Here is a 25,652-nt window from a genome sequence, read left to right as displayed (position 1 = left end):
GTGGGCAGCAGATGCGTGCGGCGCCTGGGGCTGCAAGGGGCATGGATGAGCGGTTACAGCACCGCAGGGATGGGCACCAGCGCCCCCTGCTCTATTTCCAGGCAACGGGCTTCGGCGCGGGGCAGCAGCCGGGCCAGGTAGAAGCTGGCCAGCGCCGCCCGGTCCGGCGCCACGGCGGCGGCGCGGGCCAGCATCCAGCCGCCCAGCACCCAGCCGCAGGCATCCAGATAGGCCGTGGCCAGGCCCTGGGCGGCGTCGGCGTCCCGCGCCTGCAGGTCCAGCATCAGGCCCGTGGCCGCATCCAGCCGCCGCGCCGTGGCGGCCAGGCGCGGATCGGCGGCCGAGACCTCCGCCAGCAGGGCGCGCATCGCGGCGCCGCCATCCTTGGCCACCTTGCGCACCAGCAGGTCGATCGCCTGGATGCCGTTCGTACCCTCATAGATCGGGGTGATGCGCACGTCGCGCAGCACCTGCGCGGCGCCGGTATCCTCCACGAAGCCCATGCCGCCATGCACCTGGATGCCGAGGCTGGCATTCTCCACGCCGCGGTCGGTGCTCCAGGCCTTCACGATGGGGGTCAGCAGCGCCAGGCGCACCTGCCCGGCCTCATCCCCCAGCAGGTGGTGCCGGTCGAGCGAGGCGGCGGCTTCCAGCGCCAGCAGGCGGGCGGCGAGCGTGGTGGCGCGCATCTCCGCCAGCATGCGGGCGACATCCGCATGGCGCGCGATGGGGCGGCCGGACTGGGTGCGGTCCGCGGCGTATTTCTCCGCCAGCTCCAGCGCCCGAGCGCCGGCCGCCACGCCCTGCACGCCGACGGCCAGCCGTGCCGCGTTCATCATGGCGAACATGGCGTTGAGGCCCCGCCCCGGCTCGCCGACCAGCTCCGCTTCCGCGCCCTCGAACAGCATGATGCAGGTGGGGGAGGCGTGGATGCCCATCTTGCGCTCGATGCCGCCGCAGCGCAGGGCGTTGCGCGTGCCGTCGGGCAGCACCTTGGGCGCGGCGAACAGGCTGATGCCCCGGCTGCCTTCCGCCGCGCCGGGCAGGCGGGCCAGCACCAGGTGCAGGATGTTCTCCGTCGTGTCGTGCTCGCCCCAGGTGATGTAGATCTTCTGGCCGTGCAGGGCGTAGCGGCCATCGCCCAGCGGCTCCGCCCGGGTGCGCAGCGCGGCCAGGTCGCTGCCGGCCTGCGGCTCCGTCAGGCACATGGTGCCGTTCCACTCGCCGGTGACGAGCTTCGGCAGGAAACGTTCCTGCTGGTCCGGCGTGCCATGGCCGATCAGCAGGTCGATGGCGCCGGTGGTCAGCACGGGGCCGAGGAAGAAGGCCATGTCGGCGGCGGAGGCCAGTTCCGTCACCGCCACCCAGACCGCATGCGGCAGCCCCTGCCCACCATGCGCCTCCGGCGCCGCGACACCCTGCCACCCGCTCTCGATCCAGGCCTTCATGAGGGCCTTGTAGTGGGGCGGCGTGGTGACGGTGCCGTTGGCGTAGTGGGCGCCGTGGCGGTCGGCCTCCTGCCAGCCCGGGGCCATCTGCTCCCGCGTGAAGCGCGCCGCTTCCTCGATCAGCGCGGCGATGTCCTCCGCCGCCAGGGGCGCGCCGGCGGCGGCGGTCAGGCCGGGCAGGTCCACCACGCGCGTCAGGCCGAGGATGAGGTCGTCCGCAGCGGAATGGGGGGCGGCGGAAGGCAGCGTCATGCGGTCGTTTCCTGCTGAAGATCCGCGAACAACCCGGGCGGCGGCGGCGCTTCCCCGGCCGCCCAGGCGGATATGGCGGCGCCGAGGTGTTCGTCACCCGCCGCGCGCGCCAGGGCGAGGCCCAGCAGCGCGCCGAACTTGAAGCCGTGGCCCGAAAAGCCCGACATCACGAAGCCGCGATCGCCGAGGCGCTCCACCACGAAGCGCTCCTGCGGCTCCACGTCGTAGTAGCAGGCGCTAGCGGACAGCACGCGGTAATCCGCCAGGCCGCGGATGCGGTGGCGGGCATAGGCCAGGATCTCCTCGGCCTCCGCCGCGGTCGCCTCGCGCGCCTCCTCCGGGTCGCCATGGGGGGCGAAGCGGTGGTCGCCGATCTTCAGCGGCGTGCCGGCCACCGGCGGCACGGCGTAGAAGCCCCCATCCTCCGCCAGGTCCAGCAGCATGGGGGCGCGGGCCCAGGCCTCGGCATGGGCGGGCGGGGGGGCCAGGCGGACGATGATCTGCCGCGTCGGGCGCACGCGGGCGGCGAGCGCGGGCAGCAGGCGCGGCCCCCAGGGGCCGGCGGCCACCACCAGCAGGTCGGCTTCCAGCCGCGTGCCATCCGCCAGCCTCAGCGCGCCGCGCGCCGGGTCCACCGCCACGGCCTGGCCGCGCCGGATGGGCACGCCGCGCGCCGCGAGCCGTGCGGCGAGCAGCTGCACGATGCGCCGCGCCAGCAGCACGCCGCCGGAGGGCAGGTGGAAGGCATCCGCGATGCCATCGCCGGAGAGGAAGGGGTAGCGGGCGGGAATGTCCGCCGCCGCCAGATCCGTGACCGCATGGCCATCCCCGCGCAGCGCGGCGCGGCTTTCGGCCAGCCAGCCGCCCGGCGCATGCGCCAGCGCCAGCACGCCGGTCTGGACGTAGGGGCGCTCGCCCCCTTCCGCGAACAGCAGGTCCCAGGCCGCATAGGCGGGATCGATCATCCGCATGTAGCCGGCGGCGGCGCCATAGGCGTGGCGGATCAGCCGGTGGTCATCCACCGAGGAGCCGCGCGGATTCGGCACGGCATCCTGCTCCACCACCGCCACGGACCACCCGGCCCGGGCGAGCGCCCAGGCGGTGGACAGGCCCATGATTCCGGCCCCGAGGATGATGGCGCTTCCCATGGGCCGCAGTCTTGCCCGGCCCGCGCCGCTTGGGGAGGGGGGGACCCATTGGGTGAGGCTTCAGGGGGCCGGGGCCCGGCATGCGGCGGGGACCGGAGCCCCCGCCGCAGCCCGTCAGGCGCGGCTGGCGCGGCTGCTGCCGCCGCTGCTGCGGCCACCCTTCGCGGCCGCCGCCGTGCGCCCGGCGGCGCCACGGCTGGAGGCCGCCTTGGCGGCACGCGCCGGGGCCGCCTTCGTGGCACGCTTCGGCGCGGCCTTGGGCGGGCCGGACTTCGCCGCCGTTGCCTTGGCGCGCGCCGGCTTGGCGGCGGCCTTCGGCGCGGCCTTGGCCGTGCTGGCGCGGCGCGTCGTCGCCGCCTTGGCGCGGGCGGCGCCGCCCTTGGCGCCATTCGCCCGTGCCGCCGCGGCCTTCTTCGGCGTGCGCGCGCTGCCGGCCTTGGACGCGGCCTCCGACCGGCTCATCGTCGCCTTCCGCGCCGTGCCGCCGGCCTTGCGGGTGGCGGTGGACGCCGCCTTGCGGGGGCTGGCCGCGCTGGCGCGCTTGGCGGGCGCCTTCGTCGCCGCCTTGCGGGTCGTGCCCGCGCTGTTCCGCCCGCCCTTGGCCGCCGCCGCCGTGCGCCCGGCCGCGCTGCGGCTGGACGTGGCCTTGGTGGCGCGCTTCGGCGCCGGCTTGGCCGCGCCGTCGGCGGCGGCCTTGCGGGTGGTGCCGCCGCTGTTGCGCCCGCCCTTCGCCGCCGCCGCGGTGCGGCCCGCCGCGCCGCGCTTCGCGGGCGCCTTGGCGGTGCTGCCGGAAGCGGCCTTGCGCGGCGTCGCCGCACGCCGGCGCTTCGGCTTCTCCTCGGCGGGCGGCGCCATCGGCTCCGCCGGCATCTCCTCGGCCTCGTTCGCCTGGTTCATCTCGTCGCTCATGCGTCGATCCTCCTTGAGGGGGTCGTGCCCCCAGTTCATCAGGCTGTGGCGCCAGCGCGTGTCGCTGACGTCGCCCTTGGGCCGCTGCGCGAGGTGGCGATGGATGTAGCCCACCACCCGGCGCATCCGCCCCGCATCCGCCTCATCCGGTCCGGATGCGCCGCTCTCCAGGACAGACAGGATCCAGCGGCCGGATTGGTGGCCGATGGATTCCCGCTCTCCCTCCTGCGTCCAGCCCGCCGCCTCGCTCTCCGCCGTGCCGAGCCAGTCGCGCAGCTCATCGGCGGAGAGGTTCACCAGGCGGCGGAATTCCCGCGCGGCATCGTCATCGCTCATGACGACGCGCCCTTCCGCGCGGCGGATGCCTTGCGCGCAACATCCTTGGGCTGGGCGGAGAATTGCCGCCCCGCCTTGGTGTCCGCGCGCTTCTTCGCCGTGCTGCGCGCGACCTCGTCCTTCGTCAGGCGCTGCCGCGCGGCCTTGGGGAGGTAGCGTTCACCGGTCTCGCCCGAGGGCTTGCCGGACGCCGTTCCCCACTCCTCCTTCGTCCAGCGCGCCAGGCTGTTGTCGGCCTTCCTGCCGCCGACATAGCCGCCGCCTTCCTTCTTGTATTCGGCGACGGCCAGTTGCGCCTTGCGCGCCGACCATTCGCCGGGATCGCCGCCCTTGTCGCCGCGCATGACGCGGCGCTTCACCTTCTCCCAGAGTGCGGGGTCCGTCCTTTGCGCGGTGCTCGCCATGAAGTCCGCTCCCTCCGCGATGCTCGCCATGCTGCGCGCCACAAGGCGCGACGCATCGGGTTGCGAAGGCGAACGTCACGACGCGGCGATTGTTCCCGCGTGTTGGAACGCGGATGCACGAAAACCGCGCATCGCGCCCTCAGGCGCGATGAATCATCAGTGAGGCGTCGAGCGATCCGCCCGGCGGCAGCAGGTGCATCGCGCCATGCGCGGCATTGGCGGGGCGGTTCACCGCATCGGGCACATGGCTGACAGGCTCCACGCAGAGCACGTCGCCGCCGCGCGGCGCGAAGACCTGCAGGTTGCGCGCCCAGTCGCCGGCGGCGCGCAGCGTGATGCCGGTGCCGTCCGGCCAGGTGATCTCGGCCACGCCATCCCAGCCCGCGAAATGCGTGTCGAGCCCGAGCAGCACGGCGTCGTCGCCGTTCAGCCCGGCACTCGGCCTCGCGCCCTGCGCGATGCTGCGGTGGTCGCGGCCGAAGATGGTGGTGGCGGCGAAGCGCAGCCGCGTGCCGGCGGGGCGCGCGAACCAGGGATGCCAGCCGAAGCCCATCGGAGTCGGCACCGCGCCCGTGTTGGCCAGCCGCAGCGACAGCGCCAGCCCGTCGCCGGACAGCGCCACCGACAGGCGCGCGGAAGCGCGGAAGGGCGCGTGGTTCAGCGCGCAGGCGAAGCTGGCGCGCGATCCGTCCTGCTCCTCCACCGTCCAGGCCAGGTCGCGGATGAAGCCGTGCAGCGCGTTGTTCTCGGCCGGGCGGTTGATCGGCATGCGGTGCTCCACGCCGCCGACCACGATGCGCCCATCCTCCAGCCGGTTGGTCCAGGGCGCCATGATGAAGGCGCCGTGGAAGCCGTTGTTCGGATCGGCGCCCTCCGGGATGCGCCGCAGCACATCCCGCCCCGCCAGCGTCAGCGACCGGAAGGCGACCCCCGCCTCCGGCAGCAGCGCCGCCCGCCAGTCACCGGCCTGCAGGATCATCAGTCGAGGTCGAACTGGTCGCGGGGGGAGAAGCCACCGCGCCGGGTATAGCCGTCGGAGGTATAGCTGCCGCCCTGGTAGCGTTCCTCCACCGGGTCGTCGGAGACGATGTGCCCGACCTCCGCCCGGTAATCCTCCGCGCTGTCCTCCGGCTTCCAGCCGATGCGGTCGCGGTGGTCCTTGCCCCAGAAGGTCTCGGGGTTGTTGGAGGCGCCCCAGATCACGGCATGGCCCACCTTCTCCGCCCCGATGATGGCCTTCATCATCCGCGCCAGGTCGGCATAGCTCAGCCAAGTGGAGAGCATCCGCTTGTTGGTGGGCTTGGGGAAGCAGGAGCCGATGCGGACATTGACGTTCTCCACGCCGTGCTTGTCCCAGTACATCCGGCCCATCAGCTCCCCATAGGCCTTGGAGAGGCCGTAGAAGCCATCCGGCCGGAAGGCGCAGTCGAGGTCGAGGCGCTCCGCATTCCCGCTCGGGCGGGTGTGGAAGCCGATGGAGTGGTTGGAGGAGGCGAAGACCACGCGCGCCCCTTCCCGCCGCGCGGCCTCATAGATGTGGTAGAGGCCGCGCAGGTTCGGGCCCAGCACCACCTCGAAGGGATGCTCCGTCGCGATGCCGCCGAAGTGGAGGATGGTGCCGCAGCCCTCGGCCAGGCGCAGGATGCCCAGCCCCTCATTCAGGTCGATGCGGGTGAAGGTGCAGTTGGCGGGCAGCGGGTCCGGGAAGGGGGCGATGTCGGTCAGGCGCAGCGTGTGGCCGGCGGCGGACAGCTCCTTCGCCAGCATGCGGCCGAGGTTGCCGGAAGCGCCGGTCAGCAGGATGGGCTTGGTCATGCGTGGGTTTCCTCAGTCCGCGAAGTCGGTCACGGGCGCACCTTGTCCCAAGGCGTCGCCCCGGAACAGCCCACCGAGCGCGGGATGGGCGGCGAGCGTCGCCTCGTCCTTGCCGGCGCGGAGGCTGGTGACGAAGAGGGTGCGGCGATCCGGCCCCGCGAAGCAGGGCATGGTCGGCGCCGGCACCGGGAAGGGCAGGTGGCGGAGGATGCGGCCTGCCGCATCGATGACGTTGATCCGCCCGGCGGAGACGCCGGCCGACCAGTAGTTCCCCTCGGCATCCATCGCCGCGCCATCGGGGCGGCCCGTCGCCTCGTCCAGCTGGATCACCCGCCGCCATTCGCCGGTGTCGCCCGTGGCGGGGTCGAAATCCGCGATGTCCAGCACCGCGCGGCGGCTGTCGGAATGCCAGATGCGGCGCCCATCCGGGCTCCAGGCCAGGCCGTTGGAGACGACGAGGCCGTCCCGCCGCCGCTCCGCCACCCCATCGGGCCGCACGCGCCAGAGGATGCCGGTCGGCCCCTTCTCCGGCCGGTCGTCCATGCTGCCGACCCAGTAGCAGCCATCCGGCCCCACCTTGCCGTCATTCAGCCGGTTATGCGCGGGCTCCCCCGGCATGGCCGCGAAGGGGGCGATGGCGCCGCTCTCGGGGTCGAGGCGGATGACGCTGGCGCGCTGCGCCACCAGCAGGGCGCCCGACCGGCAGAGCGCCAGGCTGCCGCAGACCTCCGGCACCGGGATGCGGCGCGTCGCGCCATCGGCGGGGTCGAAGCGGATGACGGCGCGCGACAGGATATCGACCATCCAGAGCACGCCGCGGCGCGCATCCCAGACCGGGCTCTCGCCGACCTGCGCCCGCAGGTCGGCGGCAAGCTGGAAGGCCATGGCCTAGCCCTCGTAGCCCAGGAACAGGCGCGGCAGGGTCAGCGACACGGCGGGCCAGTAGGTGGTCAGCATCAGCGCGGCCAGGATGGCGCCATAGAAGGGCCAGATCGTCCGCATCACCTGCTCGATCGGAATCTTCCCGATGGCGCAGCCCACGAAGAGCACGGCGCCGACCGGCGGCGTGGTGAGCCCGAGGCCCAGGTTCATCATCATGATCATGCCGAACTGGACCGGATCCACCCCGATCGCCACCACCACCGGCAGGAAGATCGGCGTCGTGATCAGGATCAGCGCCGCCATGTCCATCACGCAGCCCAGCAGCAGCAGGCAGAGGTTGATCATCAGCATGATGACGATCGGGTTGCTGCTGATGGCCAGCATACCCTCCGTCAGCAGATCCGGCAGGCGGTAGAGCGCCAGGAGATAGGCGAAGGCCGTCGCCGTGCCGACCAGCAGGAAGACGACGGCGGAGGTGCGGACGGCGGCCGCGACCGCGACCTTGAAGTTCTCCCAGGTCAGGTTGCGATAGACGACGATGGTGACCAGCAGCGCCCAGATGGTGCCGAAGGCGGCGCTTTCCGTCACCGTGAAGATGCCGGACAGCACGCCGCCCAGGATGATGAAGGCGGTGAAGAGGCCGGGCAGCGCATCGATGAACTTCAGCGCCAGGTGCCTGAAGCCGCCCCAGGGCTCCGCCGGATAGCCGCGCCGCACCGCCATCACATAGGCGGCGATGGCGAGGAAGCCGCACATGATCAGCCCCGGCACGATGCCCGCGATGAACAGCGCGGTGACGGAGATGCCGCCCCCCGCCGCCAGGCTGTAGAGGATCATGTTGTGGCTGGGCGGGATCAGGATGCCGGCGATGGAGGAGGTGACGGTCAGCGAGACCGCGTAATCCACCCCGTATCCCTTGGCCTTCATGGCCGGGATCAGGATGACGCCGGTGGCCGAGGTATCCGCCACCGCGGAGCCGGAGATGCCGCCGAAGAGCATGGAGGTGGAGACATCGACCATGCCGAGCCCGCCCCGCATCCACCCCACCGCGGCGGAGGCCAGCGCCACCAGCCGCCGCGCGATGCCGCCATGCAGCATCAACTCACCCGCGAAGACGAAGAAGGGAATGGCGAGCAGGGCGAAGATGCTCATGCCGCTCGCCATCTGCTGGAAGGCGACGGCGGGGTTGATGCCCTCGTAGATGAAGCCGACCAGGGCCGCGATGCCGAGCACGAAGGCCACCGGCACGCCGGCGATGACGCCGAGGATGAAGACCGCGAAGATCAGGAAGAGGCCGAATTCCACGCGGGGCTACTCCAGGAAGGCCGCGGCCACGCCGCGCTGTTCGGGACCATCCTTGCTCAGGATGTCGAGCAGCACCTGCTCGATGGCGAAAAGGGTGATGAGGGCGCCGCAGACCTGCAGCGGCACATAGGTCCAGCCCTGGCTGATGCCGAGCAGCGGAATCTTGAAGTTCCAGACCATGTCCACGAGTTCCTGGGAGTACCAGGCCATGGCGAAGCCGAAGGCGCCCACCAGCGCGTCGCAGCCGATCGCGATCACGCGCTGCGCCCCCATGGGCAGCGATTCCCGGAAGCCGAGCACGGACAGATGGAAGCGTTCCCGCACCCCCACCGCCGCCACCGGCAGCGCGATGCAGAGGATGGAGAGCGTGGCCGCGCGCTCGATCCAGGTCGGCGTGTCATTCAGCACATAGCGGCCGAAGACCAGCCACCCCATCATCACCACCAGCCCGACCAGCGCGATGCCGGCCACCACCAGGACGATGCGGGAGAACAGGTCGAGGGCACGGGTGAACATCGCCATGGGCGCGTTTCCTGGGCTTGGTGTCGGCGCTGGAAAAAGGGGGCGCCCGCAGGCGCCCCCGGGCGATCAGCGCAGGTCGCGGATCTGCTGCACCATGGTGGACAGGCGCGCATTGCCGCCGGTGTACTTCTCATAGACCGGGGCCATCAGGGCGGACCAGGGCGAGCGGTCCGTGATCTCGATCACCGTGGCGCCGGCGGCCACCACGCGCTGGCGGGACGTCACTTCCCGCTCCGCCCAGAGCTGGCGCTGCAGGGTCGCCGCTTCCCGCGCCGCGTCGCGCAGGATGTTGCGCTCCGCCTCGTTCAGCCGCTGCCAGCGCTGGCGGGACACGGCCAGCACCTCCGGCACGTTGCTGTGCTCGGTGGTGGTGAAGAAGCGCGCGACCTCGAAGTGGCGCGTGCTCTCATAGGACGGCCAGTTGTTCTCCGCCCCGTCGATCACGCCGGACTGCAGGCTGGTGAAGACCTCGCCGAAGGGCAGCGGCGTCGGGTTCGCGCCCAGCGCGCGCATCAGGTCGATCCAGAGGTCGGAGGTCTGCACCCGGATCTTCATGCCGCGCAGATCGGCCGGCGTGCGGACGGGCCGCGTGGTGTAGAGGCTGCGCGCCCCCGCATCGAACCAGGACAGGGCGATGATGCCGATCTGCTCCAGGTCGCGCGCGATCTCCTGCCCCGCCACGCCGTCGATCGCGGCATGGCTGTGCGCCACGTCCCGGAACAGGAAGGGCAGCGTCACCACGTTGGTGGAGGGGGCCAGGTTGTTGAAGGGGCTCAGGTTGAAATTGGCGAAGTCGATGGAGCCCAGCCGCATCTGCTGGATCGCCTCATCCTGCTGGCCGAGCTGCGCGCTGTGGTAGGTGCGCATGCGGATGCGGTTGTTGGTCCGCTGGCCGACCAGCTCCGCGAAGCGGTCCAGGCCGCGGCCATTCGGATAATCCGCCGCATGGATGTTCCAGCCGCGCCATTCCTGGGCGCTGCCCGTGGCCGGCGCGAAGGGCAGGAGCACGGCCGCCGTGATGGCGACGGCGCGAATGGCGCGAAGCGCTGTCTTCCGGATCATTGTTCCCTCGTTGTCTTCCAGCCCCGAGGGTCAGGCGCCCCGGGTTGTCGGTCATCCTACAACTGAAGGGGCTCATCCTGTCAAATCCGTGCTGCGCGTCGCGGCGGCGGGAACGGGACGGGCCCTCGCGCGCTGCCCTCCCGTGGGTGGAGGGCATGGACATGGACCGCGAGGACGAGGTCGAGGAGGCGGAGGAGAACGAGGTGCCGCTGGTGCCGGCGGCCGCCGTGGGTTTTCTCCTCTATCCCTGGGCCGTCCAGCTGATCCTGGCGGTTCCGCCGGCGAATGACCAGGGCGAGGCGACGCCGCGCCCCTGACGGCCGGCGCCGAGGGTTGCACAAGCCCCCCGTCCTGCGCAGCATCCCGCCACACCGCAGCGGGATTTCGCCAGCATGTCCTTCCCCACCATCGCCGAGGCCGCGCAATCCCTGGCCAGCGGGCAGACCACGGCGCGGGCCCTGGTGGAGGAGGCGCTGTCCCGCATCGCCGACCCGGCCGGCGAAGGGTCCCGCGCCTTCATGGTGGTCCAGGCCAGCCAGGCCCGCGCCCAGGCCGATGCCATGGACGCGCTGCGCAAGGCGGGCCGCGCCCCCTCCCCCTTCGCGGGCATCCCGATCAGCATCAAGGACCTGTATGACGAGGCCGGGCAGGTCACGCGCGGGGGCTCCGTGGCGCTGGACGGTGCCGCGCCGGCCACCGCGACCGCGCCTTCCGTCGCCCGGCTGCAGCGCGCGGGCTTCGTGGTGCTGGGGCGCACCACCATGGTGGAATTCGCCTTCTCCGGCCTTGGCGTGAACCCCCATTACGGCACGCCCCGCAGCCCCTGGGACCGGGCGACGGGAAGGCTGCCCGGCGGATCCTCCTCCGGCGCCGCGGTGGCGACGGCGGATGGGATGGGCTTCGCGGGGCTGGGGTCGGACACCGGGGGGTCCTGCCGCATCCCGGCGGCGCTCTGCGGCATCGTCGGCTGGAAGCCCACTGCGAAGCGCGTGACGCTGGAGGGAACGCTGCCCCTCTCCTTCTCCCTCGACAGCCTCGGCCCCCTGGCCCGCAGCGTGCAGTGCTGCGCCACGGTCGATGCCTTCATGGCGGGGGCGGAGGAAGCCGCCCCGGTCGCCCCCCTGCCCGTGGCGGGGCTGCGACTCGGCGTGCTGCAGGGCTACGTCACCGGGGATTGGGATGGCGCCGTGACCGCGGCCTTCGAACGCGCGCTCTCCACCCTTTCCGCCGCCGGCGCCCATGTCACGCCGCTGACGGTGCCGGAACTGGCCGATATCCCGAAGGCCAATGCCCGCGGCACCTTCGCGGCCAGCGAGGCCTTCGCCTGGCATGAGGGGCTGATCGAGCGAGAGGGCCATCGCTACGACCCGCGCATCCTCGGGCGCATCAAGGGCGGCGCGAGGATGACCGCGGCCGACTACATCCGGCTGATGCAGGAACGCGCCCGCATCATCGCCGCCTTCGCGCGGGCGACCGCCGGCTTCGATGCCGTGGTGATGCCGACCTGCCCGCTGGTCCCGCCGCCGATCGCGGCGGTGGAGGAGGAGGCCGAGTATGGCCGCATCAACCTGCTGCTGCTGCGCAACACCACGGTCGGCAACTTCCTCGACCGCTGCGGCATTTCCATCCCCTGCCACCGGCCGGGCGAGGCGCCGGTGGGCTTCATGCTGATGGGGGAACACATGGGGGATGCAAAGCTGTTCAGCGTGGCGCAGGCGGTGGAAGCGGCGCTGGCCGCGTGAACCCGAACCCCCGCTTCGGCGCGCTCGGCGCCGGCGCCGCGGCGCGGGAGGGTGGCGAGGCCGTCGCCACCCTGCTGGCGGAGAAGGGTGTGACGGTGGAGCGCATCGCGAGCCGCCGCGCCGCCAGCCCCGCCGGCTTCTGGTACGACCAGCCCAGCACCGAATTCGTGCTGCTGGTCTCGGGCGAGGCCGGGCTCGCCTTCGACGATGGCAGCGAAAGGCGGATGGTGGCCGGCGACTGGGCCGTGCTGCCGGCCCATTGCCGCCACCGCGTGGCCTGGACCAGCGAGGCCGCGCTGTGGCTGGCGGTGCATCTGCCGGGCTGACTACCCGCCGATCACCGGCCTTGCCTCACCCTCCAGCGCCGCCGGCTGTTCGTCCTTCAAGCCGACGCCCGTCAGGCCCAGCCGCCGGGCCGCCGCCACCAGCCAGAGCAGCTTCGCCGCCGCATCCGCCGGGGAAATCCCGCCCGGACGGATGTTGCTGATGCAGTTGCGCTCCGCGTCGTTGCGGCCGGTGCGGGGCGCGTGGGTCAGGTAGATGCCCATGCTGTCCAGCGAGGAGAGGCCCGGCCTCTCCCCGATCAGCACCGCCACCATCGCCGCGCCCAGCGCCTGGCCGATATCGTCCCCGATCGCGACGCGCGCCTGGGTCGCGATGACGGGAGGCGCGACCGCCCAACCCGCCCGTTCCAGCCCGGGCGCCAGCGCGGCCAGCAGCGGCGCCGCCTGCGCCTGCACCCCGCTGGCGCAGAGCCCGTCCGCCACCACGATGGCGAAGCAGCCGGGCCGCGCTTCCAGCACCGTGCCCTCCGCCAGGCGCCGCCCTAGGTCGGGCCTCAGCAGGTAGGATCGACGATCGGGTGCCGCGGAGGCCACCACCCGCGCGCCGGGCAGCACCGCCTGCAAGGCCGGCACGTCGAGCGCCGACCACACCGCATCCCGCGCCTGCGCATGCGCTTCCTGGAAATCGAGATGCGCCGCCGTCGGCAGCGCATGGCCCACACGCCCGAGCCCGACCCGCGCGCTGGTGAAGCGGCGCAGGTCGCGCCAGAGCACCGGCGCGCTCACAGCAGCCCCGCCACGGTCATCGGCGCGGGCAGCGCTTCCGGCGTGCGTTCCGCCAGGCCCATCCGTTCCAGCCAGGCCGCGAATTCGGGCGCGGGCTTCTTGCCCAGCGCGGCGCGGGCATAGAGCCCGTCATGGAAGGAGGTGGACTGGTAGGCCAGCATCGTGTCGTCCGCCCCCGGCACGCCCATCACATAGGTCACGCCGGCCACGCCCAGCAGCGTCAGCAGCGCATCCATGTCGTCCTGGTCGGCCTCCGCATGGTTGGTGTAGCAGACATCGACCCCCATCGGCAGGCCGAGCAGTTTTCCGGCGCAGTGATCCTCGAGCCCCGCGCGGATGATCTGCTTGCCGTCATAGAGGTATTCGGGGCCGATGAAGCCGACGACGGAGTTCACCAGCAGCGGCCGGAACTCCCGCGCCACCGCATAGGCGCGCACCTCCAGCGTCTGCTGGTCCACGCCGTGATGGGCGTTGGCCGACAGCGCGCTGCCCTGCCCGGTCTCGAAATACATGACGTTGTCGCCGACGGTGCCCCGCTTCAGCGCCAGCGCCGCCTCATGCGCCTCCCGCAGCACGGACAGCGAGACGCCGAAGGAGGTGTTGACCCCCTGCGTGCCGCCGATGGACTGGAACACGAGATCGACCGGCGCGCCCCGCTCCATCGCCAGCATCGTCGTCGTCACATGCGCCAGCACGCAGGATTGCGTCGGGATGGCGTAGCGGTCCCGCACCGCATCCAGCAGGCCCAGCACGCGGCAGAGATTGTCCACATTGTCGGTGGCGGGGTTCACGCCGATCACGGCATCGCCGGCGCCGAGCAGCAGCCCGTCCAGCACCTGCGCGGCGATGCCCTTGGGGTCATCCACCGGGTCGTTCGGCTGCAGCCGGATCGACAGCGTCCCCGGCAGGCCGAGCGTGTTGCGGAAGCGCGTCGTCACCCGGCACTTGGCTGCGATGGCCACCAGGTCCTGCAGCCGGCAGATCTTCGTCAGTCCCGCCACCATCTCCGGCGTCAGCCCCGGGGCGAGCGCGGTGATGGCGGCCGGATCGGCCTCGGCCAGCAGCCAGTCCCGGAAGCCACCGACGGTCAGGTGCGCCACCGGTGCGAAGGCGGCCGCATCATGCCCATCGAGGATCAGCCGCGTGACCTCGTCATCCTCGTAAGGCACGACGGCTTCATCGAGGAAATGGCGCAGCGGCAGGTCGGCCAGCGCCCGCTGCGCCGCCACCCGCTGCGCCGCCGACTCCGCCGCGACGCCGGCCAGCGCATCGCCAGACCGGAAAGGGGTGGCGCAGGCCAGCAGCCGGCGAAGATCGGGGAAGACGTGGCGCGTGCCGCCGACGATCTGGGCGAAGGGCATGGCCCTTCCTATCGCAGGTCGATGCGGCGAGGCGAGAGAGCAAATCGCGCGCCTCGTTGAGGAATCGCACCGACTCCGCATACTGCGCGGGACGACGCGGGACGCCTCGGCCGATGACGGAACTGCCCCTGCTGGGCGCCACCCCCGTGGCAGCCCTGGACGACGCACCCGCCATGGCGCTGGCCGCCCTGCTGCTCGCCCTGCTCGGCGCCGGAATCGCCGCCTGGTGCGCGGGCCGGGCGATAAGCGGGCCGGGGCGAGACGGGTTGCTGCGATGGCTTGCGCCCCTGCCGGCGCGTGAGCGGGCGACCTGGCTGCTCGATGAAGCCCAGGGCGTGCTGGGCCGGTGGCTGGACGGCCCGGGGGGAAGCCCGGCCGGCTCCGCCTTTGACCGCTGCGCCGTGCTGGCCCTGCCGCTGCCCTTCCTCTGCCTCCTGCTGCCCTGGATCGCCTTCGGCTGGGCCGAACCGCTGGGCAACCAGTTGGGCCTGGCTTCCGCGGCCGCGCCATGGCGGCGCATCCTCGCGGCGGTAGGCCTGGTGGCGGTTCTCATCGCCTATGCCTGCATGCGGGGCGGCGGCCTGCTGCGCCAACTGGGCTGGGGCATCGGCGCCTTCGTCGTCGCGGCGGAGGTCGCCCGCCTGGTCGCCGGCCATGACGCCGCGGATGCCGCCACTTTCGTCGTGGCCTTCGGCGCCATCGCGATCGGAACCCAGGACCGCAACCCGGGCGGCCTTGCCAGCCCGGGGCTCGGGCTGGTCGCGGCCTCCATCGGCGCCGCGGCCACTGTTGTTGGCCTGGAGGCCGCCGCCGGCCTCCGGCCCGGCGAAGCCGTGACGCCGGCCCTGGCCGGCGGGTTTCTGGCCGGGTTCGCCGCCTTGCTGCTCGGCCACCTTGCCCTTCGGCAGGGCCGGCTGGGCCTGCTCTGGTGCATCGCCTGGCCGGCGGCGATCCTGGCCAGCCTCGGCATCCTTCACCTCGGCCTGCAGGCGGAGACGGTCTATCCGACCCTGCGGCTGATCGCTCTCTTCACGCTGCTGCCACTGGTGATGCAGCCCTGCCTCGCGGTCACGCTAGGGATCGGGCGCGCCCTGCACCGGCGCGGCTTCTGCGCCCGCCCGGCGATCATGGGATCGCTGCACGTCCTTCTTTCCCTGCCCGTGGTGCCGCTGCTGGCGGCCGCGCTGTACCTGGCGATGCTCGGCACCGACATCCTCGCCGTATCGGTCGGCAACCATGCATTCTTCGGTGCGCCGGATATCCCCGACAATCTGCGGCTGCTGGCGCATCTCGTCATCTTCGCCTCGCTCTACGCGATCGTCCTGGTGCCGATGCTGCCCAGCCTCGGCACCATCGCCCTCGTACTGTGCGGCCTGATCGGCGCGGCGCTGCGCGTCCCGCATGCCGCGCTTCGCACCAGGCTGCGGACGGCGGCCGAAGGTGCCCCTCCCGCCGGCCAGCCCGTGGCCCATGCGCTGCTGGTCGCCTTGGTGGCGGTGGAGGTCTTCCTGGCCATCCTGCTGGTCCTGCTGCTGGCCGGCGGCGCGCTCTCCCTCGCCGTCGCCGCCCTGCCATCGGCCCTGCCCGGCTTCATCGATGGGCTGGAGGGGCTGGGCGGTATCCTCGCCGCCTGGCTGCTGCGCGGCGCGTGAGGCTGCCCGGCCCGGCTTGCCAACACCATTTCCACCCCCGATCCTGCCCGCCTTGCGGAGGAACGAGATGGATCGCGACGCGCTGGAAATGCGCCCCGATGCGGCGGCCGAGTGGCCCGACCGCATCTACGCCGTGCTCAAGGCCCAGAACATCACCCAGGTGGCATTGGTGCCGGATGCCGGGCATTCCCGCCTCATCAAGCGCTGCATCGCGGACAACGAGATCACGGTCGTCACCCTGACGACGGAGGAGGAAGGCATCGCGCTCCTCTCCGGCGCCTGGATGGGCGGCGTGAAGGGCGTGCTGCTGATGCAATCCTCGGGCGTGGGCAACTGCATCAACATGCTGTCCCTGCCCATCCTGCACCGCACGCCGATGCCGATGATCGTGACCATGCGCGGCGACTATGGGGAGTTCAACCCGGCCCAGGTGCCCATGGGCAACGCCACCCAGACGGTGCTGGAAGCCATGGGCACGCTGGTCCGCCGAGCCGACGTGCCGGGCGACGTGGAAGCCTGCGTGGACGCCACCATCCGCATGGCCTTCAACACCTACCGGCCCACGGCGACGCTGCTCGGCCAGCGCCTGATCGGCGCCAAGACCTTCGGGAAGGATTGAGGGCCATGCTCGCACCCTCCGGCAAGCTCGACCGCCGCGCCGTCGTCAACGCCCTGCTGGCGGATCGCGGCGACCTCCTCGTCATCGCCGGCCTCGGCGCCCCCGCCTGGGACATCACCGCGGCCGGCGACTGCCCCAACAACCTGCCCCTCTGGGGCGGGATGGGCGGCGCGGCCGTGATGGGGCTCGGCCTGGCCCTCGCCCAGCCCAGCCGCCGCGTGCTGGTCATCACCGGCGATGGGGAGGCGCTGATGGGCCTCGGCGCACTCGCCACCATCGCCACCAAGCAGCCGCCCAACCTCGCCATCGTCGTGCTGGACAACGAACACTACGGCGAGACCGGCGGGCAGGAGACGGCGACGAAACACGGCGTGGACCTGGCCGCCATCGCCCGCGGCGCCGGCATCGCCGATGCCCGCACCATCACGACGCCGGACGGCATCGCGCCGCTGCGGGACGCCATCCACAGCGCGACAGCGCCCCTTGTCGCCGTCATCAAGATCGACGCGGCCAACCTGCCGCTGAAACTGCCGCCGCGGGAAGGCGCCTACCTCGCGGCCAGGTTCCGGGAAGCGATCCTGGGGCCGCAGGCCCACCATCAACTCTAAGCGTCACCCCCTCACCCACCGTTGGGCGCAGTGCGCCCAACCCCCCTTCCAGCGGAGGGGGCTTTTCAAATGAGACCCGTCAATGCCGCACGTCATCTGCGTAAGACCGATCCATGAAGCGGCCATCGAGAAGATGCGCGCGACCGAAGGCGTGACCGTCGAGGTGCTGATGGACATCTCGCCGGAAAGCCTGGCGCGGAACCTGCCGAAGGCCGACGCGCTGATCGTGCGCACCATCCGCATCGACCGGCCCTTCCTCAGCCACTGCACCAATCTGCGCATCCTCGCCCGCCACGGCGTGGGCTACGATGCGGTGGACGTGCCCGCGCTGACGGAACGCAACATCCCGCTCACCATCACGCCCGAAGCCAACGCGGTCTCGGTGGCCGAACACGCGCTGATGCTGATGCTCGCCTGCGCCCGCCAGCTTTCCGGCTACGACGCCAACCTCCGCCAGGCGAAGCCCGTCTGGGGCGGGCAGCCGAACCTCCCCACCTTCGACCTGGCCGGCAAGACCGTGCTGGTGGTAGGCTTCGGGCGCATCGGCACGCGGGTCGCGAAGCTCTGCGCCGCCTTCGGCATGAAGGTCCTGGTGCGGGACCCCAACATCGGCAAGGGAGCCATCCGCGGCCTCGGCTTCATCCCGGTGGACGATGCGGCCGAAGCGGCGGCGGTAGCCGATATCGTCACCATCCACTGCCCCTCCGACGCCTCCACCCGCCACATGGTGAACGGCGCCTTCCTGGCCCGCATGAAGAAGGGCGCGCTCTTCATCAACACCGCCCGCGGCACGCTGGTGGATGAAGCGGCGCTCGACGCCGCGCTGCGTTCCGGCCATCTCGGCGCCGCGGGGATCGACGTCTTCCACGACGAGCCCGTGGAGACCGCGATCCCCCTGCTGACCGCACCCAACCTGATCTTCACCCCCCACGTCGCCGCCAGCACGGCGGAAGGCCTGGCGCGCATGGCGATGGATGCGGCCGAGGCCTGCCTCGCCTGCTTCGCCGGCACGCTCGACCCCGATATCGTCGTCAACAAGGAAGTCCTCGCGCGGAGAAACTGAACCCATGCGCCGCCTTCTCGCCGCCCTGCTGCTGGCAACAACGCCCGCCTTCGCGGAGCCCGCGAGGGCCCCGCGCCAGATGGTCGCCACCGCCAGCCCGCATGCGACGCAAGCGGCGCTCGCGATACTGCGCGCCGGCGGCACCGCCATCGATGCCGCCGTCACGGCGCAGGCCGTGCTCTCTGTCGCCGAGCCCCACGCCAGCGGGCTGCTGGGCGGCGCCTTCGTCCTGGTCTGGGACGAGGGCCAGCGGCGGCTCCGCTTCTTCGAGGGCATCGCCAGCGCCCCCGCCGCCAGCGCTGACCGCCTGACCGCGGGCGGTGTCGGCCCCGCCACCGTCGCGCGCTCCGGCCGCTCGGTCGCGGTGCCCGGCGCCATCGCCGCCCTCGCCCTGGCGCGGGAAGCGCATGGCCGCCTGCACTGGGCGGAGCTCATCGCCCCCGCCATCGCGCTGGCCGAGCAGGGCTTTCCCCTGCCGCCCTACCTGGCGCAGGTCATCCGCGCCCGCGCCGCCGAACTCCGCCGCGTGCCCGCGCTGCGCGCCCTCTATTTCGACGCCGCCGGCGAGCCGCTTGCCCCCGGCGCGCCCTTCCGCAACCCGGACCAGGCGGAGGCGCTGCGCCTGCTGGCGACGCTCGGCCCCGCCGCCATCCATGGCGGACCCATCGGCCAGGCACTGGTCGAGGCGACGCAGGCCCATGCCGTCCCCGGCTGGATCACCCTCGACGACCTCCGCGCCTATCGCGCGGTGGAGCGCGAGCCGATCTGCATGACGGCCTTCGCGCATCAGGTCTGCACCGCCGCCCCGCCATCGTCGGGCGGCGTCGCCGTGCTGCAGACGCTGGGCATCGCGGAGCGCCTCGGCATCGCGCGCCAGGCGCGGGACAGCGCGGAGGCCGCGCATCTGTTCCTCGAGGCGAGCCGCCTCGCCAGCGCCGACCGTCGCCGCTGGATCGGCGACCCCGATCGCGTCTCGGTGCCGCTGCGCGGGCTGGTCGATGCCCGCTACCTCGATGACCGCGCGGCCCTCGCCAGCACCGACCGCGCCATGGCGCAGGTGGCACCCGGCACGCCGCCCGACCGGCGCGGCGCCCTGCCCGCGGAGAGCGATCCCTGGGCGGAGGCCGCGACCACGCAGGTCGTCATCGTCGATGCCAGCGGCAACGCCGTCTCCCTCACCACCACCAACAACCTGAATTTCGGCGCCGAGCTGGCGGCCATGGGCGTCACGCTCAACAACGGCATGACGAATTTCGCCACCAGCCCCGGCACGGCGGAGGCACCCGCGCAGAACCGGCTGGAGCCCGGCAAGCGCCCCGTCACGACCATGGCGCCGACCATGGTGATGGGCGCAGATGGCCGGCCCGTGATCGTTCTCGGCGCCGGTGGTGGCGCGCGCATCCCGGATGCCGTGGCGGCCGCGCTGATCGACCTTCTGGCCCATGGCGCGAATGCCGAGGCCGCCACCGCCCGCCCCCGCATCGGCGCGCAGAATGGCGTGGAGGAGCTGGAGCGCGGCACGCCGCTCGAGGCCCTGGCGCCCGCACTGACCACCCTCGGCCATGCGCCCCGCGCCGTGGTGATGAACACCGGCCTGCAGATCATCCGCCGCCTGCCCGACGGCACGCTGGAGGGCGCCGCCGACCCGCGCCGCGACGGCATCGCCGCCGGCGACTGAGGACGGTCCAGGGCCGGCTCGGCCCTGGCAAAGGGGGTGCGGGGGAAACGGCGTTTCCCCCGGGCAGCCTACTCGAACCTGATATTCGCCGCCCGGATCAGCTGCGCGTACTTCGCCGCATCCCGCCGCAGCAGCGCCGCCGCATCGGCGCTGGAGCCGCCGCCCGGGATGAAGCCCGCATCCATCACCCGCTGCCGCAGCGTGGGCTCCGCCAGCGCCTTGTTCACCGCCGCCACCCAGCGCTGCGCGATCGCGTCCGGCAGGCCGGGCGGGCCCATCACCATGTACCAGACGGCGGAATCGAAGCCGGGGAAGCCGTGCTCGGCCACGGTCGGCACATCCGGCAGGGTCGGCACGCGGTCCGGCAGCGTGGTCGCCAGCGCCCGCACGCGGCCGGCGCGGATATGCGGCAGGTAGGTCGGCAGCGTGTCGATCGCGATGTCGATGCGCCCGGCCAGGATCTCGTTCACCGCCTGGCCCGTGCCGCGGAAGGGGATGTGCTGCATGGACAGCCCCGCGGCGTAGCTCAGCAATTCGCTCGCCAGGTGCTGCTGCGTGGCGATGCCGGAGGAGGCGTAGTTGAGCTTCCCCGGATTGGCCTTCGCATGGTCCAGGAACTGGCGGAAATTCTGTGCCGGCGAGGTCAGCGGCACCACCGCCACCAGCGGCACCGTGCCCGCCAGCACCACCGCCGTCTGGTCGGTGATGATGTCGAAGGGCGGCGGGTTCATGGTGGGGGGCACCACGGCGCTGGCGCTGACCGTCGTCATCAGCATCTGGTAGCCATCCGGCCGCCCGCGCGCATTCTGCGTCGCCGCGATGGTGCCCGATCCGCCGGCGCGGTTCTCGATCGCGATGGGCTGGCCGAATTCCTCGCTCAGCGCGGGTTGCAGCAGGCGCGCGATGATGTCCGTGCCGCCGCCGGGCGCGAAGCCCACCAGCATGGAGACGGGGCGCGTGGGATAGGCCGCTTGCGCGAACCCGGGCAGCGGCAGCGCGCAGGCGCCCGCCGCGCCCATCAACAGGCGTCTCGTGACCATGCGTTTCCTCCAATCGTCTTATCGATTGGAGGAAGCATGCCGCCCGCCTAGTTCCCCGTCCAGTTCGGCGCGCGCTTGTTGAGGAAGGCCTCCATCCCCTCGCGGAAATCCTGGCTGCCGAAGCAGAGCTCCACCAGGTCGTCGCCCTGGATCTGGCCAGCCGCCAGGCGCAGGCGCTTCAGCGCGAATTTCGTCGCCGTCAGCGTGCGCGGCGCCATGCCGGCCACCGTCTCCGCCAGGTCCATCGCGCGTTCCACCACGGCCTCCGGCGTCGGCAGGATCTCGCTGATCAGCCCGGCCGCGCGCGCCTCCTCGGCCTCCATCAACCGTGCCGTGAAGATCAGCTCCTTCAGCTTCGCCGGGCCGATCAGCGTCGCGAAGCGGGAGACATTGGAGGTGCTGAGGCAATTGCCCAGCGTGCGCGCCACCGGCACGCCGAACTTGGCATTGGCGGAGGCGATGCGGAGGTCACAGACCGCGGCGATGCCGAGCCCGCCGCCCGTGCAGGCGCCCGCGATGGCGGCGATGACGGGCTTCGGGCAATCCTCGACGGCGGACAGCACGCGGTCGATCCGCTTCTCGTAGTCGAGCCCGTCCTGGCCGGACTTGAATTCGCGGAACTGGCTGATGTCGGTGCCGGCCGCGAAGGCCTTGCCGCCGGCGCCGGTGATGACCCAGGCGCGGATGCCGGCGTCCTTCGTCACGCGCTCCGCCTGTTCCACCAGGCCTTCATACATCGCGAAGGTCATGGCGTTGCGGCTCTCGGGCCGGTTCAGCGTGGTCCAGGCGATGCGGCCGCGGGTCTCGTGCAGGATGTCGGGCATGCTGTTTCCTCTTCCTCCCCCTCTTGTGCCGCCAAGCGGGGCGGGGCGACAAGGTGGGGACCAGGTCACAGGAACAGCCAGCAGATGCGCATCGTCAGCGTGAAGCAGGGCACGGCGCCGATCGCGAGCGCCATCGCCAATGCCTATATCGACTTCTCGAAGATGACCGCCTCCATCGTCGCGGTCACGGTGGAGGATGCGGGCGGCAAGCGCGCCACCGGCTTCGGCTTCAACAGCAATGGCCGCTACGCCCAGCCCGGCCTGCTGGCCGAGCGCTTCATCCCCCGGCTGCTGGAGGCGACGGAAGCGCAGATCACGCGGCCCGATGGCAAGCTCTCCCCCGCCGGCGCCTGGAACGCGGTGATGAAGAACGAGAAGCCGGGCGGGCATGGGGAGCGCAGCGTGGCCGTCGGCGTGCTGGACATGGCGCTGTGGGACGCGGCGGCGAAGCTGGATGGCGTGCCGCTCTGGAAGCTGCTGGCGGACCGCTTCAACAACGGCGTCGCGGACCCGGCGGCCTGGGTCTATGCCGCGGGCGGCTACTACTACCCCGGCAAGGGCGTGGACCAGCTGGTCGAGGAGATGAAGCGCTACCTCGGCATGGGCTATTCCACCGTGAAGATGAAGATCGGCGGCGCGCCCGGCACGTCCCTGAAGGATGCGCTGGCCGAGGACATGGCCCGGATCGAGGCGGTGGTGAAGCTGCTGGGCGGCGATGGATCGAAGCTCGCGGTGGACGTGAATGGCCGCTTCGGCCTGCATGCCGCGCTGACCTATGCCGCGGCGCTCGCCCCCATGGGGCTGCGCTGGTACGAGGAGCCGCTGGACCCGCTGGACTATTCCACCCACGCCACGCTGGCCGAGCATTACGCGCCGCCGATCGCGACGGGCGAAAACCTGTTCAGCATGCAGGATGCGCGCAACCTGATCCGCCATGGCGGGTTGCGGCCGGACCGGGATATCCTGCAATTCGACCCGGCGCTGTCCTATGGCCTGGTCGAGTATCTCCGCACCCTCGACATGCTGGCCCAGCACGGCTGGTCCCGCCGCCGCTGCGTGCCCCATGGCGGGCACCAGTTCGCGCTGAACATCGCGGTGGGCTTGGGCCTCGGCGGCAATGAGAGCTACCCGGAGGTCTTCCATCCCTTCGGCGGCTTCGCGGATGACGTGCCGGTGGTGGACAGCAAGGTCGCGATGCCGACCATCCCGGGCATCGGCTTCGAGGCGAAGAACGAGCTGTTCGCGGTGTTCAAGACGCTGGGCTGAGGCTGCGCCGGTGCGGTATGATGCCTTCATACCGCATCGCCCTGGAGTTTCCGCCATGGCCACCGCTGAGAAGCGCACCATCAGCCTTCCGCCCGACCAGGCGCGCTACATGGACGAGCTGGTCGCGACCGGGGGCTATGCCTCGGCCAGCGAGGTCGTCCGCGCCGGCCTGCGCGCGCTGCGGGAGCGTGACGCAGCGGTCGAACGCTGGCTGCGCGAGGAAGTGGCCCCCGTGCAGGACGCCATGCAGGCCGACCCCGGCAGGGCGATGGGTGCCGATGCGGTTGGCGCCGCGCTCAGGGCGCATCACGCGGCAAGGCTGAAGACGCGGCGTGACGCATAGGGTCGTCTTCGCGCCGGAAGCGCTCGACGACCTCCGCGACCTCTACGACGTCATCGCCGATGCCTCCCTGCCCGAACGCGCCCTTGGCTATGTGGAGGCGCTACGGCGGCACTGCCTCGGCCTGGCCGAGTTCCCGGAGCGCGGCACGCGGCGTGATGCCATCCGGCCGGGCCTCCGCACCCTCGGCTACCGCCGGCGGGTCACGATTGCCTTCCAGGTCACGGGATCGACCGTGACCATCCTGCGGCTTCTCTATGCGGGTCGGGATCTGGAAGGTTGGGCCGGCCAGGACGAGGCCGACTGAGCGACAACCCTATCGCGCCAGCACGCTGGCAAGCCTCAGCGTGCCAGCCACCCCGGTGCCCGCTGTTCCGCATCCGATGGCAGCGGCCCCCGCGGGTCCTCGATGAAGGCCAGGATGTCGCGCACCACCTCCTCCCGGTTCCCGCCCGCCAGCAGCAGGTGGTAGCCGCCGGCATAGACGCCGATGCGCAGCCCCGTCTCGGGCGGCACGCTGGCCACCGCCGCGCGGGTCATGCGCGGCGGCACGATCATGTCCCGCTCCCCATAGAGCAGTAGCGCCGGCGCCCCCCCGCAGCAGCGCGGCAGCGCCGCCACCGCCTTGTCCATCAGATCCATCAGGCCGAGCGCCGAATCCACCCGCGTCACGCGGATCACCAGGGGGTCGCGCCCCAGCCGGCGCAGCGCGGCCTCGTTGTCGCTGGCCACCACGCCGCCGACGCCGCCCGTGACCGGCAGGGCCGGGATGGTGCGCTCCGCCAGCCAGATGCCGCCGCGCATGAGGGGATTCATGAGTTCGCGGTTCCACAGCGCCGGCGCCAGCAGGAGGTAGCCGCGCACCGGCGGCGCGGGGTCCATGCCCGCGGCCAGGATGGAGACCGCGGCCCCCATGCTCTCGCCGAGCATGAAGAGCGGCAGGCCCGGATGCCGTTCGGCCAGCAGGCGCGCGGCCGCGGCGGCATCGGCCGCCATCGTCTCCGCCCCCGCCCAGTAGCCGCGGTTGGGCGCCCGGCCGAAGCCGCGCTGGTCATAGGCATAGACCAGCATGCCCGCCTGCTTCAGGGCTTCCAGGCTGTCGGTCAGGAAGTTGCCGCTATGGTCGTTGAAGCCGTGCAGGGCCAGGATCACGGCGCGGGGCGCGCCCTCTGGCGGGAAGACCCGCATCGGCAGCCGGGCGCCATCGGCGGCGATGACGGCCGCCTCCTCTAGCCGCGGCAGGGCCACGGGCGGGCCGGCCGGCATCACCACCGGCGTGCAGGCCGCCGCCAGCAGCAGCGCGGAAGCGGCCAGCAGCGCCCGGATCAAGCCGCGACCTGTTCCCGGGTCAGCCGCAGGAAGATGGCGTTCAGGTCGGCCTCCTTGGTGGACAAGTCCTGGATGGCGAGGCCCGCGCCCCGCACCGCGTCCAGGATATCCTCGACGCGCGTCTCCCGCGCGCGATAACGGATCTCGAGCCGCCTTGGCCCATCCAGCCGCGCCTCATGCCCCGCCAGGCCGGGCGGCACGGCGCCGAGGTCCTCCGCCACCGTCACCGTGATGGTCTTGTCGTCCAGCCTGGCGATCAGGTCCCGCGTCGGCTCATTCGCGATCAGGCGGCCCTGGCCGATGATGGCGATGCGGTCGCAGAGGCTTTCCGCCTCCTCCAGGTAATGCGTGGTCAGCACGATGGTGGTGCCGGCCCGGTTCAGCCCCTGCACCATGCGCCAGAGCTGTTCGCGAAGCTCGATATCCACCCCCGCCGTCGGCTCATCCAGCACCAGCACGGGCGGCGCATGGACCATGGCCTTGGCCACCAGCAGCCGGCGGCGCATGCCGCCCGACAGGCTGCGCGCATAGGCATCCGCCTTGTCCGCCAGGCCCACGGCATCCAGGATCTCCATGGTCCGCCGGCGCGCCTTCGGCACGCCCCAGAGCCCGGCCTGCATCTCCATCGCCTCCCGCGGCGTGAAGAAGGGGTCGAGGTTGAGTTCCTGCGGCACCACGCCGATCCGCTGGCGGAGCCCGATCGGGTCCGCGTCCAGATCGACGCCCCAGACCGAGGCCTTGCCCGCGATCTTCTGCACCAGCCCGGCCAGGATGCCGATCAGGGTCGATTTCCCCGCCCCGTTCGGCCCCAGCAGGCCGAAGAAGGATCCGCGGGGCACCACCAGATCCACGCCCTTCAGCGCTTCCTTGCCCGCGGCCCCCTTGGCGCCGGGGTAGGTCTTGCGGAGGCCCGCGATCTCGATGGCGTGGGTTGGCTGCATGGCCCCACCGGTAGCGCGCGGCGCAGGGCTGGTCCA

Annotated in this window: 27 protein-coding genes; 11 read left to right on the top strand and 16 right to left on the bottom strand. The window is 72.0% G+C overall.

Annotated elements, in window-relative coordinates; translation table 11 throughout:
* Positions 1 to 53: 53 nt before the first annotated feature.
* The 10 genes from JJI54_RS08080 to JJI54_RS08035 all read right to left on the bottom strand — a co-directional run bounded on the left by JJI54_RS08080 (position 54) and on the right by JJI54_RS08035 (position 10,083).
* A complete protein-coding gene (locus tag JJI54_RS08080; RefSeq protein ID WP_203072460.1) occupies positions 54 to 1,700 on the bottom strand; it encodes an acyl-CoA dehydrogenase in 1,647 nt (548 codons plus the stop codon).
* Positions 1,697 to 2,848, bottom strand: coding sequence for an FAD-dependent oxidoreductase (locus JJI54_RS08075; protein WP_226381561.1), 1,152 nt, complete (start codon positions 2,846 to 2,848; stop codon positions 1,697 to 1,699). The genes JJI54_RS08080 and JJI54_RS08075 overlap by 4 nt, the downstream gene beginning before the upstream one ends.
* Before the next feature lie 114 nt (positions 2,849 to 2,962).
* Positions 2,963 to 4,093 carry a DUF3140 domain-containing protein gene (locus JJI54_RS08070; protein WP_203072458.1) on the bottom strand — a complete coding sequence of 377 codons (1,131 nt, stop codon included), beginning with the start codon at positions 4,091 to 4,093 and terminating at the stop codon, positions 2,963 to 2,965.
* A complete protein-coding gene (locus JJI54_RS08065) occupies positions 4,090 to 4,497 on the bottom strand; it encodes a DUF5872 domain-containing protein (protein ID WP_226381560.1) in 408 nt (135 codons plus the stop codon). The genes JJI54_RS08070 and JJI54_RS08065 overlap by 4 nt, the downstream gene beginning before the upstream one ends.
* A gap of 139 nt (positions 4,498 to 4,636) precedes the next feature.
* Positions 4,637 to 5,476: an aldose 1-epimerase gene (locus tag JJI54_RS08060; protein ID WP_203072456.1), complete on the bottom strand. Its 840-nt coding sequence runs from the start codon at positions 5,474 to 5,476 to the stop codon at positions 4,637 to 4,639.
* Complete coding sequence (locus JJI54_RS08055; protein WP_203072455.1) at positions 5,476 to 6,312, bottom strand: NAD-dependent epimerase/dehydratase family protein; 837 nt, start codon at positions 6,310 to 6,312, stop codon at positions 5,476 to 5,478. Before JJI54_RS08055 ends, JJI54_RS08060 begins: the two co-directional genes overlap by 1 nt.
* A 12-nt stretch (positions 6,313 to 6,324) precedes the next feature.
* Positions 6,325 to 7,197 carry an SMP-30/gluconolactonase/LRE family protein gene (locus JJI54_RS08050; protein ID WP_203072454.1) on the bottom strand — a complete coding sequence of 291 codons (873 nt, stop codon included), beginning with the start codon at positions 7,195 to 7,197 and terminating at the stop codon, positions 6,325 to 6,327.
* A 3-nt stretch (positions 7,198 to 7,200) separates the two neighbouring features.
* A complete protein-coding gene (locus JJI54_RS08045; RefSeq protein ID WP_203072453.1) occupies positions 7,201 to 8,499 on the bottom strand; it encodes a TRAP transporter large permease in 1,299 nt (432 codons plus the stop codon).
* A gap of 6 nt (positions 8,500 to 8,505) precedes the next feature.
* Positions 8,506 to 9,021 carry a TRAP transporter small permease gene (locus JJI54_RS08040; RefSeq protein ID WP_203072452.1) on the bottom strand — a complete coding sequence of 172 codons (516 nt, stop codon included), beginning with the start codon at positions 9,019 to 9,021 and terminating at the stop codon, positions 8,506 to 8,508.
* Positions 9,022 to 9,087: 66 nt separating this feature from the next.
* The gene (locus JJI54_RS08035) at positions 9,088 to 10,083 is read right to left on the bottom strand and encodes a TRAP transporter substrate-binding protein (RefSeq protein WP_203072451.1); all 996 of its coding nucleotides are present in this window, start codon (positions 10,081 to 10,083) and stop codon (positions 9,088 to 9,090) included.
* Positions 10,084 to 10,244: 161 nt separating this feature from the next.
* Here JJI54_RS08035 and JJI54_RS08030 point away from each other — a divergent pair, with 161 nt between their 5' ends.
* The 3 genes from JJI54_RS08030 to JJI54_RS08020 all read left to right on the top strand — a co-directional run bounded on the left by JJI54_RS08030 (position 10,245) and on the right by JJI54_RS08020 (position 12,151).
* Positions 10,245 to 10,400 (top strand): hypothetical protein, encoded by a 156-nt coding sequence (locus tag JJI54_RS08030; protein ID WP_203072450.1) that lies wholly within the window; start codon positions 10,245 to 10,247, stop codon positions 10,398 to 10,400.
* A 75-nt stretch (positions 10,401 to 10,475) separates the two neighbouring features.
* The gene (locus tag JJI54_RS08025) at positions 10,476 to 11,825 is read left to right on the top strand and encodes an amidase (protein WP_203072449.1); all 1,350 of its coding nucleotides are present in this window, start codon (positions 10,476 to 10,478) and stop codon (positions 11,823 to 11,825) included.
* Positions 11,822 to 12,151: a cupin domain-containing protein gene (locus JJI54_RS08020; protein WP_203072448.1), complete on the top strand. Its 330-nt coding sequence runs from the start codon at positions 11,822 to 11,824 to the stop codon at positions 12,149 to 12,151. The genes JJI54_RS08025 and JJI54_RS08020 overlap by 4 nt, the downstream gene beginning before the upstream one ends.
* Here the strand turns inward: JJI54_RS08020 and eutC are convergent, their stop codons facing one another.
* Complete coding sequence (gene eutC / locus JJI54_RS08015) at positions 12,152 to 12,883, bottom strand: ethanolamine ammonia-lyase subunit EutC (protein WP_318987464.1); 732 nt, start codon at positions 12,881 to 12,883, stop codon at positions 12,152 to 12,154.
* A gap of 8 nt (positions 12,884 to 12,891) precedes the next feature.
* Positions 12,892 to 14,256 (bottom strand): ethanolamine ammonia-lyase subunit EutB, encoded by a 1,365-nt coding sequence (locus JJI54_RS08010; protein WP_203072446.1) that lies wholly within the window; start codon positions 14,254 to 14,256, stop codon positions 12,892 to 12,894.
* Positions 14,257 to 14,369: 113 nt separating this feature from the next.
* Between JJI54_RS08010 and JJI54_RS08005 the strand changes: the two genes are divergently transcribed.
* The 5 genes from JJI54_RS08005 (at position 14,370) to JJI54_RS07985 (ending at position 19,876) form a co-directional block, all read left to right on the top strand.
* A complete protein-coding gene (locus tag JJI54_RS08005) occupies positions 14,370 to 15,908 on the top strand; it encodes a hypothetical protein (protein ID WP_203072445.1) in 1,539 nt (512 codons plus the stop codon).
* 67 nt (positions 15,909 to 15,975) lie between these two features.
* Entirely contained in the window at positions 15,976 to 16,527 is a 552-nt protein-coding gene (locus JJI54_RS08000) for a phosphonopyruvate decarboxylase (protein ID WP_226381559.1), read from the top strand.
* Between the two features lie 5 nt (positions 16,528 to 16,532).
* Complete coding sequence (locus JJI54_RS07995; protein WP_203072444.1) at positions 16,533 to 17,135, top strand: thiamine pyrophosphate-dependent enzyme; 603 nt, start codon at positions 16,533 to 16,535, stop codon at positions 17,133 to 17,135.
* 82 nt (positions 17,136 to 17,217) lie between these two features.
* Positions 17,218 to 18,198 carry a hydroxyacid dehydrogenase gene (locus JJI54_RS07990; protein WP_203072443.1) on the top strand — a complete coding sequence of 327 codons (981 nt, stop codon included), beginning with the start codon at positions 17,218 to 17,220 and terminating at the stop codon, positions 18,196 to 18,198.
* A 4-nt stretch (positions 18,199 to 18,202) separates the two neighbouring features.
* Positions 18,203 to 19,876: a gamma-glutamyltransferase family protein gene (locus JJI54_RS07985; RefSeq protein ID WP_203072442.1), complete on the top strand. Its 1,674-nt coding sequence runs from the start codon at positions 18,203 to 18,205 to the stop codon at positions 19,874 to 19,876.
* Positions 19,877 to 19,944: 68 nt separating this feature from the next.
* On the opposite strand, the gene JJI54_RS07980 is transcribed toward JJI54_RS07985, so the two are convergent.
* Both JJI54_RS07980 and JJI54_RS07975 read right to left on the bottom strand, forming a co-directional pair.
* On the bottom strand, positions 19,945 to 20,916 hold the full coding sequence (locus JJI54_RS07980) for a Bug family tripartite tricarboxylate transporter substrate binding protein (protein ID WP_203072441.1): 972 nt from the start codon (positions 20,914 to 20,916) through the stop codon (positions 19,945 to 19,947).
* Positions 20,917 to 20,963: 47 nt separating this feature from the next.
* The gene (locus tag JJI54_RS07975) at positions 20,964 to 21,740 is read right to left on the bottom strand and encodes an enoyl-CoA hydratase/isomerase family protein (protein ID WP_203072440.1); all 777 of its coding nucleotides are present in this window, start codon (positions 21,738 to 21,740) and stop codon (positions 20,964 to 20,966) included.
* Positions 21,741 to 21,824: 84 nt separating this feature from the next.
* Between JJI54_RS07975 and JJI54_RS07970 the strand changes: the two genes are divergently transcribed.
* Genes JJI54_RS07970 through JJI54_RS07960 form a run of 3 tightly spaced genes read left to right on the top strand, consistent with a single transcriptional unit; the run spans position 21,825 to position 23,653 of the window.
* A complete protein-coding gene (locus JJI54_RS07970) occupies positions 21,825 to 23,006 on the top strand; it encodes an enolase C-terminal domain-like protein (protein WP_203072439.1) in 1,182 nt (393 codons plus the stop codon).
* A gap of 55 nt (positions 23,007 to 23,061) precedes the next feature.
* Positions 23,062 to 23,349 carry a type II toxin-antitoxin system ParD family antitoxin gene (locus tag JJI54_RS07965; RefSeq protein WP_203072438.1) on the top strand — a complete coding sequence of 96 codons (288 nt, stop codon included), beginning with the start codon at positions 23,062 to 23,064 and terminating at the stop codon, positions 23,347 to 23,349.
* Positions 23,339 to 23,653 (top strand): type II toxin-antitoxin system RelE/ParE family toxin, encoded by a 315-nt coding sequence (locus tag JJI54_RS07960; protein ID WP_203072437.1) that lies wholly within the window; start codon positions 23,339 to 23,341, stop codon positions 23,651 to 23,653. The genes JJI54_RS07965 and JJI54_RS07960 overlap by 11 nt, the downstream gene beginning before the upstream one ends.
* 35 nt (positions 23,654 to 23,688) lie before the next feature.
* On the opposite strand, the gene JJI54_RS07955 is transcribed toward JJI54_RS07960, so the two are convergent.
* Together JJI54_RS07955 and JJI54_RS07950 are read right to left on the bottom strand one after the other, a co-directional pair.
* Positions 23,689 to 24,675, bottom strand: a complete 987-nt coding sequence (locus JJI54_RS07955; protein WP_203072436.1) for an alpha/beta fold hydrolase — start codon at positions 24,673 to 24,675, stop codon at positions 23,689 to 23,691.
* Complete coding sequence (locus tag JJI54_RS07950) at positions 24,672 to 25,616, bottom strand: ABC transporter ATP-binding protein (RefSeq protein WP_203072435.1); 945 nt, start codon at positions 25,614 to 25,616, stop codon at positions 24,672 to 24,674. The genes JJI54_RS07955 and JJI54_RS07950 overlap by 4 nt, the downstream gene beginning before the upstream one ends.
* Between the last annotated feature and the right edge of the window lie 36 nt (positions 25,617 to 25,652).

It is taken from the genome of Falsiroseomonas ponticola (genome assembly GCF_016805305.1).
Classification (GTDB): Bacteria; Pseudomonadota; Alphaproteobacteria; order Acetobacterales; family Acetobacteraceae; genus Falsiroseomonas; species Falsiroseomonas ponticola.
The sequence above is the reverse complement of the archived record's forward strand: the minus strand, read 5'-3'. Positions and strand labels throughout refer to the sequence as shown.